This window comes from Stieleria tagensis (genome assembly GCF_024129865.1).
Taxonomy (GTDB): domain Bacteria; phylum Planctomycetota; class Planctomycetia; order Pirellulales; family Pirellulaceae; genus Stieleria; species Stieleria tagensis.
On record NZ_JAMYFE010000027.1, the window covers coordinates 28,712 to 48,510 of the forward strand.

11 protein-coding genes, 1 tRNA gene and 1 riboswitch are annotated in these 19,799 nt (G+C 56.2%); of the genes, 8 read left to right on the forward strand and 4 right to left on the reverse strand.

From position 1 onward, the window contains the following. Positions 1-59 precede the first annotated feature (59 nt). The 4 genes from NHH03_RS04770 (at position 60) to NHH03_RS04785 (ending at position 7,920) form a co-directional block, all read left to right on the forward strand. Complete coding sequence (locus tag NHH03_RS04770) at positions 60-1,667, forward strand: arylsulfatase (protein WP_253154608.1); 1,608 nt, start codon at positions 60-62, stop codon at positions 1,665-1,667. Positions 1,668-2,280: 613 nt separating this feature from the next. Further along, positions 2,281-4,032 carry an efflux RND transporter periplasmic adaptor subunit gene (locus NHH03_RS04775; RefSeq protein WP_253154609.1) on the forward strand — a complete coding sequence of 584 codons (1,752 nt, stop codon included), beginning with the start codon at positions 2,281-2,283 and terminating at the stop codon, positions 4,030-4,032. Between the two features lie 58 nt (positions 4,033-4,090). Then, the gene (locus tag NHH03_RS04780; protein WP_253154610.1) at positions 4,091-7,402 is read left to right on the forward strand and encodes an efflux RND transporter permease subunit; all 3,312 of its coding nucleotides are present in this window, start codon (positions 4,091-4,093) and stop codon (positions 7,400-7,402) included. 446 nt (positions 7,403-7,848) lie between these two features. Next, positions 7,849-7,920 (forward strand) — tRNA-Gln (locus NHH03_RS04785). 72 nt (positions 7,921-7,992) lie between these two features. Here NHH03_RS04785 and NHH03_RS04790 read toward each other — a convergent pair. From NHH03_RS04790 to NHH03_RS04805, 4 genes are all read right to left on the reverse strand, one after another. Next, a complete protein-coding gene (locus tag NHH03_RS04790) occupies positions 7,993-10,107 on the reverse strand; it encodes a TolC family protein (protein ID WP_253154611.1) in 2,115 nt (704 codons plus the stop codon). Positions 10,108-10,286: 179 nt separating this feature from the next. Continuing rightward, on the reverse strand, positions 10,287-11,540 hold the full coding sequence (locus NHH03_RS04795; protein WP_253154612.1) for a glycosyltransferase: 1,254 nt from the start codon (positions 11,538-11,540) through the stop codon (positions 10,287-10,289). Next, positions 11,524-13,350, reverse strand: a complete 1,827-nt coding sequence (locus tag NHH03_RS04800; RefSeq protein WP_253154613.1) for a sigma 54-interacting transcriptional regulator — start codon at positions 13,348-13,350, stop codon at positions 11,524-11,526. Before NHH03_RS04800 ends, NHH03_RS04795 begins: the two co-directional genes overlap by 17 nt. A 96-nt stretch (positions 13,351-13,446) precedes the next feature. Next, the gene (locus tag NHH03_RS04805; protein WP_253154614.1) at positions 13,447-15,315 is read right to left on the reverse strand and encodes a carbon starvation CstA family protein; all 1,869 of its coding nucleotides are present in this window, start codon (positions 15,313-15,315) and stop codon (positions 13,447-13,449) included. Between the two features lie 174 nt (positions 15,316-15,489). Then, a riboswitch (cobalamin riboswitch) is annotated at positions 15,490-15,720 on the forward strand. Between the two features lie 154 nt (positions 15,721-15,874). Here NHH03_RS04805 and NHH03_RS04810 point away from each other — a divergent pair. The 4 genes from NHH03_RS04810 to cobU are packed head-to-tail and all read left to right on the forward strand — an operon-like array spanning position 15,875 to position 19,750. Further along, positions 15,875-16,897: a DUF1559 family PulG-like putative transporter gene (locus NHH03_RS04810; protein WP_253154615.1), complete on the forward strand. Its 1,023-nt coding sequence runs from the start codon at positions 15,875-15,877 to the stop codon at positions 16,895-16,897. 27 nt (positions 16,898-16,924) lie between these two features. After that, positions 16,925-18,481, forward strand: a complete 1,557-nt coding sequence (locus tag NHH03_RS04815) for a cobyric acid synthase (protein WP_253154616.1) — start codon at positions 16,925-16,927, stop codon at positions 18,479-18,481. Further along, positions 18,471-19,085 (forward strand): cob(I)yrinic acid a,c-diamide adenosyltransferase, encoded by a 615-nt coding sequence (gene cobO / locus NHH03_RS04820; RefSeq protein ID WP_253154617.1) that lies wholly within the window; start codon positions 18,471-18,473, stop codon positions 19,083-19,085. The genes NHH03_RS04815 and cobO overlap by 11 nt, the downstream gene beginning before the upstream one ends. Then, entirely contained in the window at positions 19,082-19,750 is a 669-nt protein-coding gene (gene cobU, locus NHH03_RS04825; protein WP_253154618.1) for a bifunctional adenosylcobinamide kinase/adenosylcobinamide-phosphate guanylyltransferase, read from the forward strand. Before cobO ends, cobU begins: the two co-directional genes overlap by 4 nt. The last annotated feature ends 49 nt before the right edge of the window (positions 19,751-19,799 follow it).

A 19,799-nucleotide genomic window follows, 5' to 3' on the forward strand; every position in this document is an offset into this window, starting at 1 on the left:
AACGATGAAACTGTTGTCGCGAACGGCGCGCGTTCGCATTTCCAGGTTTGGGATACAACATGATTCAGTTTCTTGCCCGCTCGATGCGTGTTTTTCGATTCACAGCTTGCCGCCAATCATTGCGACATCGCTCGCGACCCCAAGTGACTGCAGTTGGATGCAGTGTGTTTCTGGCACTGATCGCGCAATCGTTTGCCCCGGTGACAGTTTGCGCCCCGGTGACAGTTTGCGCCGCGGCGACAGATCGTCCGAACATCGTGTTCATCTTGGCCGACGACCTGGGTTATGGCGAACTGGGGTGCTATGGGCAGCAGAAAATTCGCACTCCGAATTTGGACCGCTTGGCCGCCGACGGGATGCGTTTCTTGCAGCACTACAGCGGTGCCCCGGTGTGTGCTCCGGCGCGTTGCACCTTGATGACCGGGCAGCACCTCGGGCATGCCGAAATACGTAGCAATCGTGATTCGGGCAACGGGCGAATCTTTCCCGGCCAATTTCCGATCACCGAACAAATTGTGACCATCGCCGAGGTCCTGCGAGACGCCGGGTATCAAACCGGTGCCTTTGGAAAATGGGGACTTGGACCGTCCAACACCAGCGGTTCACCCATCAAACAGGGATTCGACCGCTATTACGGTTACAACTGCCAGCGCAACGCACACAGTTTTTACCCGGCGTTTTTGGACAGTGACGAACGCGAGGTCCGAGTCAACAAATATCCGATTCCTGGTAGCGACCGAAAGCCAACCGGCGAAGTGCTGGCGGATGATTATCGAGCCGAAAACTATGCCCCGGATCTGATCCTTGCCGAAGCCGTCAAGTTTTTGGACGCCAACAAGGATCAACCGTTCTTTCTCTATCTACCATTCGTTGAACCCCATGTTTCGATGCAACCGCCGCAGGAATGGATCGACCGCTACCCGACTGAATGGGACGACGACCATGGTCCCTATCGAGGCGAGAACGGTTACCTGCCACACCCGCGTCCCCGCGCCGCCTACGCCGCGATGATTTCGGATTTGGATGAACATGTGGGCACGATCTTGAAACGGTTGGACAAACACGCCCTGACCGACAACACACTCGTCGTGTTCACGTCTGACAACGGTCCCACCCATGGAGGTCGAAATCCAGAATTTCATATCGGTGGTGCAGGCTGCAAATTCTTTGATTCCAACGGTGGTCTCAATGGATACAAAGGAAGTTGCTATGAAGGCGGCATCCGCGTGCCCTGTATCGTTCGCTGGCCTGGCAACGTCACCGCTGGCAGCGAAACCAATTTCCCGAGCTATTTTCCGGACTGGTTCCCGACATTAACCGAAGTCGCCGGCGGTACCCTGCCGCCTGGTCAAACGCTCGATGGGGTCAGTTTGCTGGGGTTGGTCAAAGGCGAACCCGCCGAACGCAACAAGCCCTTGATCTGGAATTTCGCCGGATACGGTGGCATCGTGGCGGTGCGAGACGGACCGTGGAAAGCGATTCGTCGGGAAATCAATCGCAAGCAACCAGCCGATTGGGAGTTGTACAACCTTGATACCGACCGCAATGAGACGACCGACATCGCCGCGCAGCACCCTGAAATTGTGACCCGGCTGGAACAGGCGTTTTTGGCCGATCGCACGACCGAGCCGAATTTTCCGCTGCAGATTTATGATACTCAGCAGTAGTCGCACTGAGGGTAGGTGATCCGCCCAGTGGAGGTTGTGCAGCTTCGCGTGCCACCCATTGGAAGAGTCGCATGCACTCGTTCCCATCTCTACGCGAGCGGCGTTCAATAGCTCAGCCCGCGGTCACTGCCGAACCTGCTGCAGGCAGGTACGGCAGGAACCCCGGGTGAACTGCAAACCCACCCTGTTGAGCGGTGAGCGAAGCTGCACGCCCGCCCCGCGGGAGCGTGAAGAGATCGACGCGGCAATTTGCCGGTCCATTTGAGTTGAAGAGGCTGTTTAGCGCTGGCTTCGAAACCCGTGAGCGAGGGATTTTGGGTGTTAACGGGATCCCTCGTTGACGCGTCGGGTTACCAAAAACCAATGCCTGACGCAAAAACGCGACTTCAAAACGCGTGAGCGAGGGGGTTTGACACTGGGTGAAATCGTCACACCCCGAATTGTAGCCCTGCGAAATTTTCAATGGTTTTGGTAAAACTGTCAGTCGTTCTGCTTTTCTTATCTGGCATTGCGAACTGAAATGCCACGGTCCCGATCGAATTCTGTCCCGATCGAATTCGATTGCGTCCGTCACACGATCCGACTTTCCCCGCAATGTTTTGAATTAAACCGGATGGAACGTTCTTTTATGCCACTGACCACCGATTCCACCTCTGATGCTGACGCACCCGCCGACTCGGCGCAGAATCCTGACAGTGGCGCCGGCAACTCGGGACCAGACAAATCGTCCAGCGGCTACGATGTCATTTCCTCGGCTGCCTCGCCACAGGCGGCGCGAATGCCCCGGCGGTGGGATCTGTACATCCTGTTTAACGTTGCGATCCCAGTCCTGTTGCTGTTGGCCGGCTTCCTGGTCATCCGCATTTTGGGCCAGGCAACTGCTGGGTCAGCACCGCCGACCGATGGTTCCGCTGCGGCACTGCTCGAAACCCTACCGGCGACACGGGTCGAACAAATTCGATCCCTGGCAGAAACCGGCCGGCAATTGGAATTGGTGATTGACGGAACGGTGGTTCCCTTCCGCGAAGCATTAGTCGCCTCCGAAGTGGCTGGGAAAGTGATTTCGAAATCCGAAAGCTGCGAAGCCGGGTCGATCGTCAAACAGGGCGACGTGCTGATGCGGATCGATGCAACCGATTACCAGTTGGATGTGGAACGGCTGACACGGCAACGAGAGCAAGAATATCGGGCGATCGGTGAAGTGGACCAAGAAATGGTCAATGCGAAACGTCTGATCGAAGTCGCAGAACAAGACGTCGAATTGCAAAGCAACCAGCTGAAACGTCAATTGAAATTGAAGTCGGCGACCAGCCAGAGCGAAGTTGACAATGCCAAATCGAAATTGCTGCAATCCACTCAGCAACTCGTCACCCTTGAAAACCAGTTGTCGCTGCTCCGCACACGTCGATCTCGTTTGGAATCGAGCGAGCAGCTCGCGGCGACTCAGTTGCGGTCGGCGGAGGTCAATTTGGAACGCTGTGTGATCCGCGCGCCGATCGATGGTGTGATCGTCAGCGAGCAAGCGGACGTGAACACGTTCGTCAACCGCGGGACCGCATTGGTGACCATCGAAGACACCACGCACGTGGAGATCGCGGCGAACATGCGAATGGACCAATTGCATTGGGTCTTGGATCAAGATTCCGATCGCGAGCGAACCGGATACACGCTGCCGAACACTCCGGCCGTGATCGAATATGAAATCGCCGGGCGAGAATCAGCGGTGAATCGCTGGAACGGGACACTGGTTTCTTACGACGGCATTGGAATCGACCCCAGTACACGCACGGTGCCGGTGCGATTGGTGGTGGATGATCCACGGCATTTTGTCGACGCCCAAGGCAAACCAAAAGTCGCCGATCGGGGGCGAACTCTGGTCCGCGGAATGTTCGTAAGCATTCGACTGCAGCTGCAACCGCAGACCCCGTTGATCGTGATTCCCGGGCGTGCTCTGCGGCCGGGGAACAAGGTTTGGAAATTTGAACCCGATCCGTCCATCGTCACGCAGATGGTCGCAGCTAGGCAACTGGAGGACGAACGCAATGCGTCCGAATCCGCGGGGGATGACTCTCCACCAGCGCCGACCGAGGACACCGAACAATTGTTGACACCACCAGCGTTTGATGCAGCGGCGTGGTCAGCCGGCCGAGTCACCTATTCCTCCTCGGTCTATCCCGTCGAATCACTGCGATTAACGTCGCCGCAGGCACTCGATCCGCTGCTCGCACCGTCGTTGCAATCTGTCGGTCGCGACTGGATCTGTGAAGCCGACCAACTGGATTTGAAAGCCGGGGACTATGTCGTGGTTTCGCCGCTGGAAAGCATTCCTCCGGAAGGCATTTCGGCTCGAGCAGAACTCCCTTGATCGCCACGTGGTTTAGCCCGATTTCCTCGCATACCTGTACGTTGACTGACACCGCACTATGAAACAAGCCATTGCCTGGGCCATCTCCAACGCGCCCGGAATGAACGTCTTGATGGTTGCTTTAATGGCCATCGGTGGCGTTTCGCTGATGCAGATGCGCCGCGAAGTGTTTCCAGAATTCGAACTCGAAGTGATCATGGTCACGGTCGCCTACCCAGGGGCCACTCCCAAGGATAGCGAAGAAGCGGTTTGTCAAAAAATCGAAGAAGCCATTCGGTCGATCAACGGCATCAAAAAGGTCACTTCGATTGCCCGCGAAGGCGGCGCGTACGTGTTGGCTGAATTGCAATCGGGTGTGCCAAATGTGCAAAAGGTGATGTCGGAAATTGATCGAGAGGTCAACCGAATCCCCAGTTTCCCCGACCTGGCGGAAGACCCCCAGATTCAACAGATCACGTTTCGCGACGCAGCGATTCGAATTGGCATCATCGGGCCCAACGATCGCTCGCAAGAAGCCGAACTGAAATTACGCAACATCGCCGAGAATGTACGTGATGATGTTCTGATGCTGCCCACGGTGTCGTCTTCTTCGATCATGGGCACACGTCCCTACCAAATCGATGTGGAAATTCCCGAATCGACTCTGCGCAGCTACAACCTGACCTTGGGGCAGGTCGCCAATATTCTGCGCGCTCGGAACGTCGAGCTGCCCGGCGGGCAATTGAAGGCGGAAGGCCAGGAGATCTTACTGCGAGCCAATAATAAGGGCCGCGTGGGCGATGAAATCAAACGCATCCCACTGGTCACCCGCAGCGACGGTGTGGTGCTGACGGTCGATGATCTGGGGTCGGTCAGAGATGAATTTGAAGACACCACCAAAGTCGGCGAGATCAATGGTGAACCCGCGATGGTCGTTAACGTCGAACGATCCAAAAGCGAAGACTTGTTGGCGATGGTCGACGACGTTCGCGACTATGTGGCAGAGAAGGAATTGCCGCCCGGGTACCGATTTGAAATCTGGAGCGACACCAGTACTGAAGTCCGTGGACGGATGGAACTGCTGCGCCGAAATGGGATCCAGGGGCTGTGCCTCGTTTTCTTAGTGCTGACGCTGTTCTTGGAAATGCGTCTGGCATTTTGGGTCGCACTGGGAATTCCTGTCTCGATCTTGGGCGCTGGTGCGGCTTTGGCGCTCGGTGATCAAACGCTGAATATGCTTTCGCTGTTCAGTTTCCTGGTCGCACTAGGAATTGTCGTCGATGACGCGATCGTGATCGGTGAGAATATTTACGCGCACCGACAGATGGGGAAGAGTCGCCAACAAGCGGCGATCGACGGCGCACTAGAAGTTTTTCCTTCCGTCACCGCGTCGGTGATGACCACCATCATTGCCTTCGCGCCGCTGTTTTTTGTGTCCGGCGTGATGGGAAAATTCATGGCCGTGATTCCGTTCGCCGTGATCGCGATGCTTGTGATTTCACTTTGGGAAAGCCTGTTTGTATTGCCAAGTCACCTGGCACACTCGCACACCGGATTCTTTCGCATCCTGGCGATCTTGGTTTACCCGCTTCGTCCGCTCGGGTTGATTCTGGCCTGGTTGGGTAAACACTTTGCCGACGCATTGAATTTCATCTGCAACCGACTGTACGTCCCGGCGTTACGATTCAGTCTGCGTTATCCGGTGATCCCCATTGCAGCCGCCGTGATGATGGCGCTCGGTACCGTGGGCATGATCCGTGGCGGCATTGTTCCCTCGGTGCTGTTCCCCGAATCCGACAACAATTTTTTGCAGGCCGTGATCGTCTTTCCTGACGGTACGCCGGCGATCGAATCCGATCGTGCAACGCGGCACATGGAACAGTCGCTGCGACGAGTCAGTCGACAGATCGGGACGCTGCGGGCGGCCGCAGAGAAAACGGACATTGCCCAGATCTATCCCAATAGCAACGACGTGATTGCCGGCCCGGTGCGCTTGACCTATCGCGAGGTCGGGAACACGACCAACACACAGAACCCGGCCGGCGGTGGCGGATCGGGCAGCAACGTCGGCCAGATCTTTGCCGAATTACATGACACCAACGTTCGCAACATTCACAGTAAAGACTTGCTGGCGATGTGGCGTGCTGAAACCGGGGACTTTGCGGGTGCCGAAAGTGTGACCTATGGCAGCGTCGGCGTCGGTCCGGGCGGCAAGGCTATCGAATTCAAACTGTTAGCGTCCAGTGACAACGAAGACAATCTGTTGGCGGCAACCGAAGCCGTGAAGACGAAATTGGCCAGTTACAACGGTGTGTTTGATATCGCCGATGACAACACGCCGGGGAAATGGGAGTTTCAGTTTCGGGTCAAAGACCACGCGTTGGCGACCGGCGTGACGCCAACCGATTTGGGCAATGTGGTTCGCAATACCTATTTCGGCGCCGAAGCAATGCGGCTTCAACGCGGGCGGCACGAAGTCAAATTGATGGTGCGCTATCCAGAAGACGAACGTCGCTCGCTGGTCAATTTTCGCGAAATTCGAGTGTCCGACCCAGAGGGAAATGAACACCCGATCGAAGAACTTGCCGAAGTCACACTCAAGCGAGGCTTTTCAGAAATCAATCGCGTCGATCAGAGACGATCGATCACGATCAGCGCGGATCTGGATTGGAAAACCGCCAACGCCAATTTGATCATCGACGATTTGCAAAAAAACTACATGCCAGATTTGGCACAAAGGTATCCGGGTGTCGATGTCCGCTGGGAAGGCCAGGCGGAGCAGAGTCGTGAATCGGTGGGCAGCCTGATGACCGGGTTTGGCATCGCCATTGTCACGATGTACGTCTTGCTCGTGCTTCAGTTCCGTTCCTATGTGCAACCGATCTTGATTTTGATGATCGTCCCCTTTGGAATGATCGGTGCCGTTTGGGGGCACGCGATTTTGGGGTTACCACTGACCTTGTTCAGCATGTTCGGACTGGTGGCGCTGTCCGGAGTCGTCATCAACGACTCGATCGTGCTGATCGATTTTATTAACGTTCGGGTACGCGAGGGCGCCCCAGCGATGGAAGCACTCGCCGAATCCGGGCAACGTCGTTTCCGGCCGATTCTATTGACCAGTATGACCACCATCGCGGGGCTGGTACCGCTGATGCTGGAACGATCCTTTCAGGCTCAATTGCTGATCCCGATGGCTGCCTCTTTGGCCTTTGGGCTGATGTTGGCCACCGGATTGGTGCTGTTTCTGGTCCCCGTGTTCTACGCGTTGTACCTGCGTGGGATCAACGCTTTGGTCCACCTGGCCGCTCGATTGAAAATCAGCGATGTCGACCATGTCGAAAACTACGATTTCTCAGCGACCGCCGGCAAAGCAAACACGCCACAAGCGTAACCGCCCCACCTGGCCGCTCGGCGCTACCTACGCACCGTTGGAGTTCAACCTTTAGGTTGTTCAGCATTCGCCAGATCACGACATCTCAAATGGATCGGCAAATCGCGACTTCGGTCTCTTCACTCTCCCGCGGGGCGGGCGAGTGAATCACGAAAGCGCTGGCTTCAGAACTCACGCCTCGGGTTAGGAAAACCAAACCCTCTCGCAAAAGCGCAATTTCATCACGCACGTGCACTGGGCCGGTGATGCCCGCGTCAAACTCGGATTTTTCGGTTTCGGTGGCTTGCCAGCTACAAAACGCCGCTCATTTAGGCCTCCGCGGACCACCTAAAAGGTTATCAATTCGGGCTGCGACAAAATTTCCTTGGCGAACCTGCCTAGAACTTGCCGAGTCCTATTCAGCAGAACGAAAGGACTTGCTAAACTCCCGCTCAGACGAGAGTCACTACCCCGTGGTGTAATTGGCAACACAGCTGGTTTTGGTCCAGCCATTCTAGGTTCAAGTCCTAGCGGGGTAGCTTTAAAAAAAGCCCTTTGTGTCAGTGACACAGAGGGCTTTTTTATTGGCCGTTTAGCCTGCGTTCACCGTTTTAGCCTGCGTTCTCGGTGTCGACGGATGTCAGCGGCGGCGTGAACTCCGTCGTCGGATCGGCTGGATTGAATAGCCGTTCGTCATTTCCCGTTGGTTCGTCGTTTTCCATGGGAACTTCATTTTCCATCGGAATTAGTGACTGGTTGGGCATGGCCGTTCCGGTCGACTGAATGGCCGATGGGTCAAATGCTTGGCGGGTGATCGGCGCAGACATTTGTACGTCGGAGGGGTCACGTCGAGGTGTTAGGAACAGGCCTTTTTCATAGGCATCGCGTGTCGCACCGGCTTCCCAGGGGCCTTCGGCCAGTTGGATCTGGTTGTAGGCCAATAGCGATCCTTTCTGGCGATGCAAGTCGCGGATCGAAAGGTTGTAGTTGGCGAGCGAGCGATAAAACTGAATCTCGCTTTCAACCACCGCTCGCTGTGCTTGAAGAAAGAAGTTGATATTGTCTTCGCCCTCTACATACCGACTGCGTAGCACATTGACTTGATCGCGGTCGGATTCATATCGGTTGTAGTTTGTTTCCAATAGCTGGTAGGTGACATCGATGTTTCTGGCAGCATCCGAAAGATCATGGCTGATTTTCAGTTCGGTTTCGGCCAGGATCGCGCGGTCACGCTGCACTCCCAGTTTTGCATTGGCGACCGCCACGGCGGCTCTGCGAAGTCCCACCGGCAACACAAACTCCACTCCGGCCTGCCATTCTTGAAACTGCTTGTCTTTGATCGAGGTGTACAAGCCGTCGGTTGAAAAATTACTGTCATCACCAATCAGGTGATCTCCGAGGCCTTGGAAGCGGTACAGACCGACAAAGTCCAGTTGCGGGCGTTTGTTTAAGCGAGCGGCATACAATTCCAGTTCTCGCTGTTTAACCTGGAACCGCTGACGACGCACTTCGACCCGTCGATCGAGTGCTTGGGAGAGCGCCGATGCCCAGTCAAAAACAACCTTGGAATCGATCGGATTGGTGATCGGTTTGATCAGTTTGCCATCGGTCGCGGGCATTCCCAACAGATAGCGCAGTCGCTGTTCCTGGGCATACAATCCGGTCGGACCGGCCAACTGTGCTTGAACATTGGCCTGGAACTGGAAGTACTGTGACCGGGCTTGCGCCTCTTCGTCTTGACGCCCGGCTCCCACGTCGAGACGTGCTTTTTGGTATTGATAGGTTTTCAGCGCCGCTTCGCGTCCTTTGACGAAAACTTCCAGTTCTCGGTAGGCGATGAACAAATCCCAATACGCTTGTTCGACATCCGCCACCAATCCGATCACGGAGTTCTCGAAGTCGGCCAGGGCAACGTCTTCGTTGATTCTGGCGATCAGCACCCCATTGTATTGACCGGGAATAATCGCGTTGCCGACGATTCGGTTGTATTGCAGTCCGGCGCCACGCAAAATCGGTTGACGCCATTCCGCTTCGACCCATCCGGTGAAGGTACTGGGGAAGATCTGGTTTTCGGCGTTCACGTTGTAGTGCGAGTAGTTCACGATGTGCCGCAACGAGAACGTCGAACCGAGCGCGGTCCGTTTTTGTAATTCGCCAGTGAATGCAGCGTTGTTGCTATCGGAAGCCGACGGGAACGCATTGGGCAAACCGGAAAATGCCGGGCGAAAGACGTTTGGTCGATCGGTACGCGACCAGTTGAGCGCCTGGGTGTACTGAGCATCAAATGCCGACAACGCCGCTTCGGTACCCTGCTGAGACGATGCGATATCACCGGGGTCATAGACCGTTGACGTGGCCAGGGGCGTCGTCACACTCGTGTTCAGCGAACGAATGACGGGACTGTTCCGCATCGCCATCGCCACCGCCTCTTCGAGCGGCAAATCCAATGTCGGCAACTTGGACGGATCCTCTAGCGACAGTGGTTGAGTCGTCGCTTGGGCAGCGATCGTCACTGGCGTTGCACATTCGGCCACCTCGGGATACTCGATCGACAATCCTTCCGATTGGTGATACGAGGTCGTGGTGTCGTGTGGACCGGGACCGATTCGGTCCAAAATGCTGCACCCCAGGGTTGCGGGCACGGTGGACGCAAACGCTAGCGTTGCAATGAAGGCGCGTAGTCGTCCACGTTTGATCTGTTTGGAAGATTCGTTCAGCTTCTTCATCAGTCTCTGCCGCGATGGGTGGCCGGCCGATCTGGTGCATTCCCTAAGAAACGCACGAGCCTGCCATTGGGTCGAATTGGTGTAAGTCCTATCGACCATCAACCCGGCAAAACTGGAACAACCGGCCGTCGATTCCTGGCCTGGAAGTTGACCTAACCGGCAAAGTCAACCATCCGCAGTCAAACTGGCGCGGTTCTGACGGTCCTGACTGCATCCACTTCTGACGCGGCGAGTCGGGCTGCTGCTGGACCACCAAATCGTTGGGCTACCTGGCCGGCGGAAACGGCAAAGTTCGGATCGCCTAAAACTCGCTCGAGCGCGTTGGCCAATTCGCGGTCCTTTCGCAACCAGATGCCGCATCCCAACCGCTCGACTCTGGCCGCATTGTCGAATTGATCAAATGCCATTGGGCGTACCACTTGAGGGATCCCACAGCGCAAGGATTGGGACGTTGTGCCGACGCCACCATGATGAACGATTGCCGAACATTCCGGCAATAGTTTTCCGAGTGGCACGTAGCCCAGCGTTTGCACTCCCGCCGGAAGTGATTTGGGAAAACATTCCGGATGGCCACTCAATAACAATCCGGCCCGACCCAAATCATGGCAAACGTTAGCGGCGCGGGTGAAGAATTCACGGCTATGTTGATTCGCGGTTCCGCCGGTAAACACGATCGGCCGATTTGCTGGGGCGGCAACTGGTAAATCACTGCCATCATCCAGCGGGAATCCGACGTGTCGTAGCTGTGGCAGCAAGGTTTGCGTCGCCGGCGCAAACCAGGCCGGGTACATCGCCAGTACTCGATCAGGCGACAACCACCAATGATCCAGAATGCGACGAATCGCCGGCAAACCATGCGAACGACGGAGCCGATTAATCGAACCCCCTAACAGCCGGTCGAGCACCACAGCATCGCCCAACCAATAGGCCAAACTAAACGTGTACCGATTCGCTGTGGGTTCAAGACGCCAGGGTGTTAATCGCGCCGGTTCGCTGGGCGTTCGTAACATTACTGGCGACAAATGCACATCGACCAGCGGCGTCGACGGATCAAGATCCCGGTAAACACGTGACGCAAAATCCAGTGGATGCGATACCAACACCGTGCGGCCTGGGCGGTGCAAGCTGCGAATCAAGTCGAAATGTGGCAACAAAAAATGTGCGGCGACCCCGCGCAGTACTTTGGCCATTCCGCGAACCGGTTTCCAAACTGCCGGGTCGGCCATCACTTGATCAAACTGTTCTTGGTCGATCAAAGCATAGGGATCCAATCCGGCCGCCTGCGCGATGGCCGTGTAGGGCGCCGCCAATGAAATCGCAACGTCGTAGCCAATCGCTTTCAATTCGCGACCGACAGCAATCATCGGATTGACATCACCGCGCGAACCCGGCGCGGACAGAATTGCCAAAGGCCGGCTATCGGTCGATTTCATATTCGCTGATCTTGCGATAGGCCGTCGCCCGACTAATCCCCAGCAGCTTTGCCGCCTCGGGAACACTGCCCTTGGTGCGTTTGAGCGCTTTGCTGATCAATCGTTTTTCCCACTCGTCGATGCGAAAGGTATCCAATTGACTAACGCCTGCGTCACGCAATCCTAAATCGTCGGGCATGATCTGTTCATTGTCGGCCATCACGATGGCACTGTCGATCACATTTCGCAATTGGCGGACATTGCCAGGCCACATGTAATCGTGCATCCGTTTGCGAGCCGAATCGGACAGTCGCAATTTGGCACGTCCATGTTGCAATCGGAAATGGTCCAAAAAGTGATCGATCAACAGATCCAGATCGTCGCCGCGCTCACGCAGCGGAGGCAAAAACAATTCGAACACGCTGAGCCGATAGAACAGATCCTCGCGAAATCGTTTGGCACGAACAAATTCAGCCAGATCGCGATTTGTCGCCGCGATCACACGTACGTCCACATCGACCTCTTGAGTCCCCCCGACGGGCAAGAACGGGTGGCCTTCCAAAATTCGCAACAATTTGGCTTGGCCCTCCAAGGTGAGTTCACCGATTTCGTCCAGGAACAAAGTTCCGGTATGGGCCTGTTGGAACCAGCCTTCGTGGTCTTTGTCAGCACCGGTGAACGAGCCTTTCTTGTGACCGAACAACTGGCTTTCGATCAGTTCGGCGGGAATCGCGGCGCAATTGACGGTCAACATTGGACGTTTGGATCGAGCGCTGTGACGGTGCACCGCTCGGGCCACCAGTTCCTTGCCACATCCGCTTTCACCACGAATCAACACACTGCCGTTGGCTTTGGCGATGCGACCGATTCGCTCTTTCAATTTGATCATCACCGGGCTTTCCCCGATCAGTTCGTCGGTGTCAGCGTTGCGTTTGGCGATTTGCTGCGCCTCGACACGCAGCGAGTCATGCTGCATCGCGCGGTCCAACCCGACCGCCAACAACCGCGCCGCTGCGATGGCTAATTCAAAATCAAATTTATTGAACGAGGGACGATCACGGTACAGGTGCAGGATCCCCAGGTTTGTTTCGTTGGTATCCAGCGGCACAAAAATCGCGTCGGACCACTTTGATTTTGCCGGCAATTTATCCGACACCTCAAGGTCACCCGGGCGATGATCGTTCACCCAAATCGCTTCCCCTTCACCGACCACCCGCCGCAACAGCGCTTTGCTGACATGAACTTTGTCGACGTGTTCTTGTGGGATCACCTTGTGCGGTCGCTGTCGCCCGTCACCAAGATCCAGAGACAATCCAACCGCGTCGGCGCTGGTGCGATCGCGCAACAGTTGCAACACCGAATCGATCACGTCTTCTGGATTTTCCAATCGCAATAGCGACAGACTCAGCAGATACAAATCGACCAGATAACCCGCATGCGCGATCTCCTGCATCGGGTCTTCGGCAAAGGCTTCGGTTGCCATCGAGACGTCTTGGATGACGGTTTGAAACGCCGACTCAGGCTCCACGCCGTCTGTCGATGGCGTCACAAAACGGATTTCGGTGCCACCGATCGTGATCAGTGTCTGGTCAACCAATTGGGCTGTGTCAATTTTTTGGCCATTGACCAGGGTGCCGTTGCGACTGCCCGTGTCCCGCACCTGCCAGGCGCCCTCGTCGTAGAACACCACCGCATGAAAGCGACTGCAAACCGGATCCGACAGCAGGATGTCGCAGCGAGCCCCGCGGCCGACATGCATCGGTCGTTCGGGGTCAAGCGGAAAATGCCGACCCTGTTCAGGCCCTGTTTGGACCGCTAAATAGGCGAGCATGAGTCATTCACGTCGATGGAATAAGGACCGGTCGGTGGCAGGGCGCTCGTCGCCCTGAGAACACCTATGATAGGCCGAATCTCATTTTAAGACTAGTCAGTTTGCTGTCACAGCGTCCGGTCGGTCCCGTTCCGATTCGATTGGCGGTTCCAACACGCCACGGCACTGATTCCAAACCATTGCGCCTTCGACCACCATCCAGACCTGCAGTGCCAGAATCGAAAATCCAAACACGATCAGCACAATGTTTCTCTCGGGGATCCAGTTTTCGAACAGGTCGTAAGTGATCGCCCAAGCCGGCATCAGCAGCATGACAAACATCGGCAGCATCACGGCCGCCAGCGGCTTGCTGCGGCGGGCCAAGAAAATCACGGCGACCATCAGAGCCAACCCGGCCAACAATTGATTGGTAGCGCCGAATAAGGGCCACAACACCAGTCCGCCTTTGCCGGGGCTGTCGCCGGCAAAAATTGCAATCGCAAGCGCGATCACGACTGCGATCCCCGAGGCGACGTACTTATTGGCCAATGGACGCATGTTGGCCGACAATGCTAACTCGCTGATCACGTAGCGCTGAAGCCGCGTGGCTGTGTCCAAGGTGGTGGCGGCAAAACAGGCAACCAATACAGCCATGGTGGCAATCGCCAAACGTAGTGGAATCCCCAACGTGGTCAGAAAGTTTGCCCCGCCGTCGACGAACGCGCGCAGCTTTTTCGCCAAATTCTGTTGCTTCCACCCGGCATCGGGATCACCATCGGCGCCCGTGCGGTAATACTCGCGCCAGGCATCCCGGCCGACGACATCACCGCGCTGGATATTGACGACCGATCGAGCCGCCGCACCTTCGCCGACGATGTTGGTCGTTCGGCTGAGCGCTCCCATGCCGACCCCCGCCGAACAGGCAAGGATGACCAGCACCGCCAACATGCCTTCGAGCAACATGCTGCCATAGCCGACGGCCTGTGCGTCACTCGCTTTCTCCAGTTGTTTGCTAGTCGTGCCACTACTGACCAAGCAATGAAAACCGCTACAGGCACCACACGCGATCGTAATGAACAGAAACGGGAACATACTCGGTGCGTCGGCGGGGACTTCACTGGCGATCATCGGTGCCGATGTCGCCAAGTCCGCCTGGCCGGTCAAGGATGCCAGTCCCAGTCCACCAATTAACAATGCCAACGCCACAAACAATTGCAAACTGTTGATGTAATCTCGCGGTTGCAGCAGTAACCACACCGGCAACACCGATGCGATAAACGCGTAGATCAACAGCAGGATGGTCCAGACCACGGTCGGTGTCCAAAGCCAACTGCCGGTCGGCAAATACGGCGCCAAATCCAGTGGCAGGTAGTAGGCACCGACATAGACCGCGACGTACAACGCCCCCAAACCAATCAGACTGGGCAGTACCAATCCACCGCCGTAGCGATAACGCACTCCGATCATGACCGCGATCGGCATCGCAATCCAAACGCTCAGCACCGATTCCGGATAGATCGCAAAGATGCTGGCGATCACTAGACCAAACACGGCCAGCACCACCGACAATGCCAGTGCCAGCACGATCAGGAACAACACCTTGGCGCGAGGGGAAATCAACCTGCCGGCGGATTGTCCAATGGTTTGCCCTTTATTTCGAATCGAGATCACCAACGCGGACAAGTCGTGAACGCCGCCGATCAAAATCGATCCAAACACCACCCACAGCAATGCCGGCAACCAGCCCCAAAAGACGGCCAAGGCCGGTCCGACGATCGGTCCGGTTCCCGCGATGCTGGTGAAATGGTGACCAAAAACGATCGACTTTTTGGTCGGGATGAAATCCACATCGTCACGGCATTCTTCGCTGGGCATCACCGCATCGTCGGTCAGCGAGAACAAACGCCGCGCCAACCAGCGGCCATAGGTGTGGTAAGCGACCAGAAATCCGACCATCGACAGGACGGCAACGATAAGAGTGCTCATGGGCAGTGCAGCAGGGCAGCAAAACGGCGGGGAGGATCGGGGGAGCGAAAATCGCGGGCGAATATGTCCGTCCGCCCTGGAAGTCTACTCGATTGTCGCACGGTTGTCGTTTCAACGAGCGAACTGGGGATCAGACGCACCGAAAGAGTCGTTGACGATTGACGCTGGTTCGACGATATTGGCAGCGTTCTAGGTGACGAGCGATTGGTCTCAATGGCTCGCGAACAGGGAACTCCGGTGAAATTCCGGGACGGTCCGGCCGCTGTATTCCGCTGGCAACCTTAATCGGGTTGCATCCGTCGCTCCTTCTATTGAAGAGCCATTGCTGGTGATCCACCGGCGAGAAGGCTGTGAGTGACGGAAACGGTGGTGAGTCAGAAGACCTACCTGGAACAAGGTGACTTCGTGCCCTCTCGGATTGGGGCGGTCATTGCGATCACGCGACCATGGAGGTTGCCTGATCGGGTTCCCATTCTCTGCCGTCGCTCATTCGACGTCGATTGCAATTCTGATTCGGCCGCTGGCACGTGTTGCAATCAAGCACTGTGGACAAATCATCATGAAAAGACCCCCTTCCCCTTTTACGCTGCGTTGTGGTTTTACGCTGGTTGAGTTGCTGGTGGTGATCGCCATCATTGGCATTTTGGTCGGGCTGACGCTGCCGGCGGTGCAAGCGGCGCGCGAAGCGGCGCGGCGGATGCAATGCAGCAACCATCTCAAACAGATCGGGCTGGCACTTCATAACTATGAATCCGCATTCCGCGTCTGGCCGGCTCAATCCACCGGTCCGGGCCCGGGGGCTCAGTTTTGTGCCCGACGGGGAAGTTGGTTCACCGCGATTTTGCCATTTTACGAACAGGATGGATTGTTCCAGTCGTTTGACCCTAGCAAACACTGGCACGATCCGGAAAACGAAGCGGCGGTGATGACGGAGGTCCCGGTGCTGCGCTGTCCGTCGGTCCCCGATCGTCCCGGGTTTGAATGGACGGTGTTGGTGGACTACCCCAGTCCGACGGCCACGTCACCAACCTATGTGCCACGCGATTTTTACTACGGTGCAACCACGGACTATGCCAATGTCGGTGGGATCGGAACGCAGCTCAACGCGTCGTTGCCGCGGTCGTCGCAAATCGCAGATCCGCGAAACTGTGGCATCTTGAAGACGACCGCCGTCAAATTGGCGGATGTCCTGGACGGATTGTCCAACACGATCCTATTGGTCGAATCTGCCGGACGGCCACAGTTGTATCAAAACGGACGACTGGTCGGTGACGGCACAACGCCAAAAACGTGGAGTGGTTCCTCCAGCGTGACGCGTCCCTTTCCGACCGGAGGGGTTTGGGCCAGCCACAACAAAGGCTTTTTAATTGACGGTGCTCAGCCCGATGGAAACACGCTGCTGCGCCCCGGCACGTGCTCGATCAATTGCAGTAACGACAACGAGGTCTACTCGTTTCATGTCGGTGGCGCGTACGTCTTGATGGCGGATGGTGCGGTACGTTTCGTTACCGCTTCGATGCCGATTGAGCAACTGGTGGCACTTGTCAGTCGCAATGGTCACGAAATCGCTCACATCGAGTAACCGCCAGATGCACCTTCGAGAAAGCGTATGACGGCAAAAACGATCATGGTGATGGGCACCAGTTCGTCCGCGGGCAAGAGTCTGTTGACGACGGCACTGTGTCGTTGTTTTGCAAGGCGTGGTTTTCGCACCGCACCGTTCAAGGCACAGAACATGTCGAATAACGCCGCGGTCTGTGCCGGTGGCGCTGAAATTGGACGGTCCCAGGCTCTGCAAGCCGTCGCGGCCGGTGTGCCTCCGGTCTCGGACATGAATCCGATCCTGTTGAAACCCGAAGGCGACACGCGATCGCAAGTGATCGTCAACGGACGGCCATTGCAGACGCTGGAGGCGACCGACTATTTCCAACGTCGTACGCAGTTGTGGCCACACGTCACCGCGGCACTGGATCGGATCCGCGATCAATACGACGTGATCGTGATCGAAGGCGCCGGTAGTCCCGCTGAATTGAATCTGACGGAACTGGAAATGGTCAACATGTCGGTCGCCCGCTACTGCCGATCGCCGGTGTTGTTGGTCGGTGACATTGAACGCGGCGGTGTGTTCGCACAATTGCTGGGCACATTGTGGTTGTTGCCCGCGGAAGACCGCGAGTTAGTGGTTGGATTGATCGTCAACAAGTTTCGTGGTGATCTGTCGCTGTTTGATTCGGGTGTCGACATTTTGCAACAGCGCGGCGGCGTGCCGGTTCTGGGCGTTTTGCCGTGGATCAATGCGTTGCGATTGCCCGAGGAAGACGCTGTGGCACTCGATTCGCCAGCGGATGTTGACTTGGATCGACTGACCGCCGGCGCGGCGCCGCCCGAGCTTGAAATCGTCGTGATTCGTTTGCCGCACATCGCCAACTTTGACGACTTCGATCCGCTCGCCGCTCACCCCGGTGTCAGGCTCCGCTATGTCCGCATGACGAGTGAATTGGGGCGACCTGATGTCGTGATTTTGCCGGGCACAAAGAATACGTTTGGCGATCTACAATGGCTGCGCCAGTCCGGGTTGGCGGCGCAAATCGAGCGGTTGTCGAAACAACAAACCGAAGTGGTCGGAATCTGTGGCGGTTACCAAATGTTGGGACGTCAAATCATCAATCCCGACCGAGTGGAATCCGGCGTCCACAATGCCGCAGGGTTGGGGCTGTTGGAAATTGAAACGGTCTTTCACCCCACCAAGCAGACGTGCCAAGTCGAGTTCGAGATGACCGATGACACGATTGCACCGGGAGCGCGCGGACAATCGGTCTCGGGTTACGAAATCCATCATGGACAAACGCGTTCGTCGACACCCTGGATGAAGCGAATCACCGAGGCGGGATCAGATCTCGCACCGGCGGACGGTTCCTATTCTGCGGAAGGACAGATTTGGGGCTGTTATCTGCATGGGTTGTTCCACAATGATTCCTTCCGCGCCGCCTGGCTTAACCGCTTGGGCGTCTCTGAAACCGCCGGATCAACGATCAGTTCGCAAGACGAATTACAACTCTCTCTCGATCGTCTCGCTGACGCATTCGAGCAATACGTCGATTTTGATCGACTGATGAAACTCACTTTTGAACCAAACAGCACACAGGCCGCAAACGATGCCGGATGACATTAACGAAGAACACCGTAAAAAGATGGTTCGGATCAATGAGGTCAAGGATCGTCAGCTTGCCAGTAAGACAGAAAAAAAGGGCTTGATCATCGTTCACACCGGTGCGGGGAAAGGCAAATCGACCGCTGCGTTTGGGATGGCATTTCGGGCTCTCGGCCAAGGCATGAAAGTCGCGATCGTGCAGTTCATCAAGGGCGCGATTCAAACCGGCGAGGCAACGTTTGTTGATCAAATTGCAGCGACGGGAATGCCGATCGAAATGCACACGATGGGCGAAGGTTTCACTTGGAAGACACAGGATCGCGAACGTGATATCGCCACCGCAATGCGCGGCTGGCAAAAAGCGGTCGAATTGATGCGCGACCCGTCGATCGACTTGGTCGTGCTGGACGAGTTGAACATTGCCACTAAATACGATTACATCCCCGCCGCGACAGTGGTGGAGGAGTTGTTGGCCAAACGCGAGATGTTGCATGTTGTGTTGACTGGACGCAACGCCAGTCCCGAAATCATCGAGATCGCCGATTTGGTTTCTGAAATGAAAGTGATCAAACATCCGTACGCACGCGGCATTCAGCCTCAACGAGGCGTCGAATTTTGAACGCTGAAACAATCCACCTCTCGAGTTCATCGGACCGTGTCGGCGCGCTGACACTGGTGTTGGGCGGAGTCCGCAGTGGGAAAAGCCGTTTTGCGCAAGATCTGGCCGCCAAATTGGCCGGTGATGATGTCTTGTTCGTTGCGACGGCTGAATCACATGATGGGGAGATGCAGCACCGTATCGAACATCATCAGCGATCGCGACCATCCACCTGGAAAACGCTTGAGCAACCGCTGGAGACGGCGATTGCGATTGCCCAGTGGATCAACGAATCAAAACATGAGCCTGGTGTTGTCATCATCGACTGTTTGACCTTGCTGGTCAGCAACCTGTTGTGTCGCCCGGAATCAGAATCGTTGTCGATGGATGTCCTGGAATCACAAGTGCTAGAGGAATCCGATGCCTTGATTCATTTGGCGAACTGTTTTGAAACCGATGTGGTGATCGTTTCTGGCGAAGTCGGTTCAGGGGTGGTCCCAGAACATCCGCTGGGACGACGGTTTCGTGATCTATTGGGGTTGGCCAATCAGCGACTGGCAGCATCTGCCGATGCGACCTACTGGATGGTTGCCGGACTAGCGATCAATGCGACCACGTTAGCAACAAGTGTCGCCGAGGCCGCAGCCCAAACGCCATCACGTCAGGAACACCAACATGAAAGCTAACGATTCGTCAGCGAGCACTGTTTCCCATCCGCCGCAACGCGTGAGCGTC

Coding starts and splice junctions, on each gene's coding strand:
- cobO (WP_253154617.1), top strand. CDS start 18,471: ATGCCGGATGACATTAACGAAGAACACCGTAAAAAGATGGTTCGGATC.
- NHH03_RS04775 (WP_253154609.1), top strand. CDS start 2,281: ATGGAACGTTCTTTTATGCCACTGACCACCGATTCCACCTCTGATGCT.
- NHH03_RS04805 (WP_253154614.1), bottom strand. CDS start 15,315: ATGAGCACTCTTATCGTTGCCGTCCTGTCGATGGTCGGATTTCTGGTC.
- NHH03_RS04780 (WP_253154610.1), top strand. CDS start 4,091: ATGAAACAAGCCATTGCCTGGGCCATCTCCAACGCGCCCGGAATGAAC.
- NHH03_RS04810 (WP_253154615.1), top strand. CDS start 15,875: ATGAAAAGACCCCCTTCCCCTTTTACGCTGCGTTGTGGTTTTACGCTG.
- NHH03_RS04790 (WP_253154611.1), bottom strand. CDS start 10,107: ATGAAGAAGCTGAACGAATCTTCCAAACAGATCAAACGTGGACGACTA.
- NHH03_RS04815 (WP_253154616.1), top strand. CDS start 16,925: ATGACGGCAAAAACGATCATGGTGATGGGCACCAGTTCGTCCGCGGGC.
- NHH03_RS04795 (WP_253154612.1), bottom strand. CDS start 11,540: ATGAAATCGACCGATAGCCGGCCTTTGGCAATTCTGTCCGCGCCGGGT.
- NHH03_RS04770 (WP_253154608.1), top strand. CDS start 60: ATGATTCAGTTTCTTGCCCGCTCGATGCGTGTTTTTCGATTCACAGCT.
- NHH03_RS04800 (WP_253154613.1), bottom strand. CDS start 13,350: ATGCTCGCCTATTTAGCGGTCCAAACAGGGCCTGAACAGGGTCGGCAT.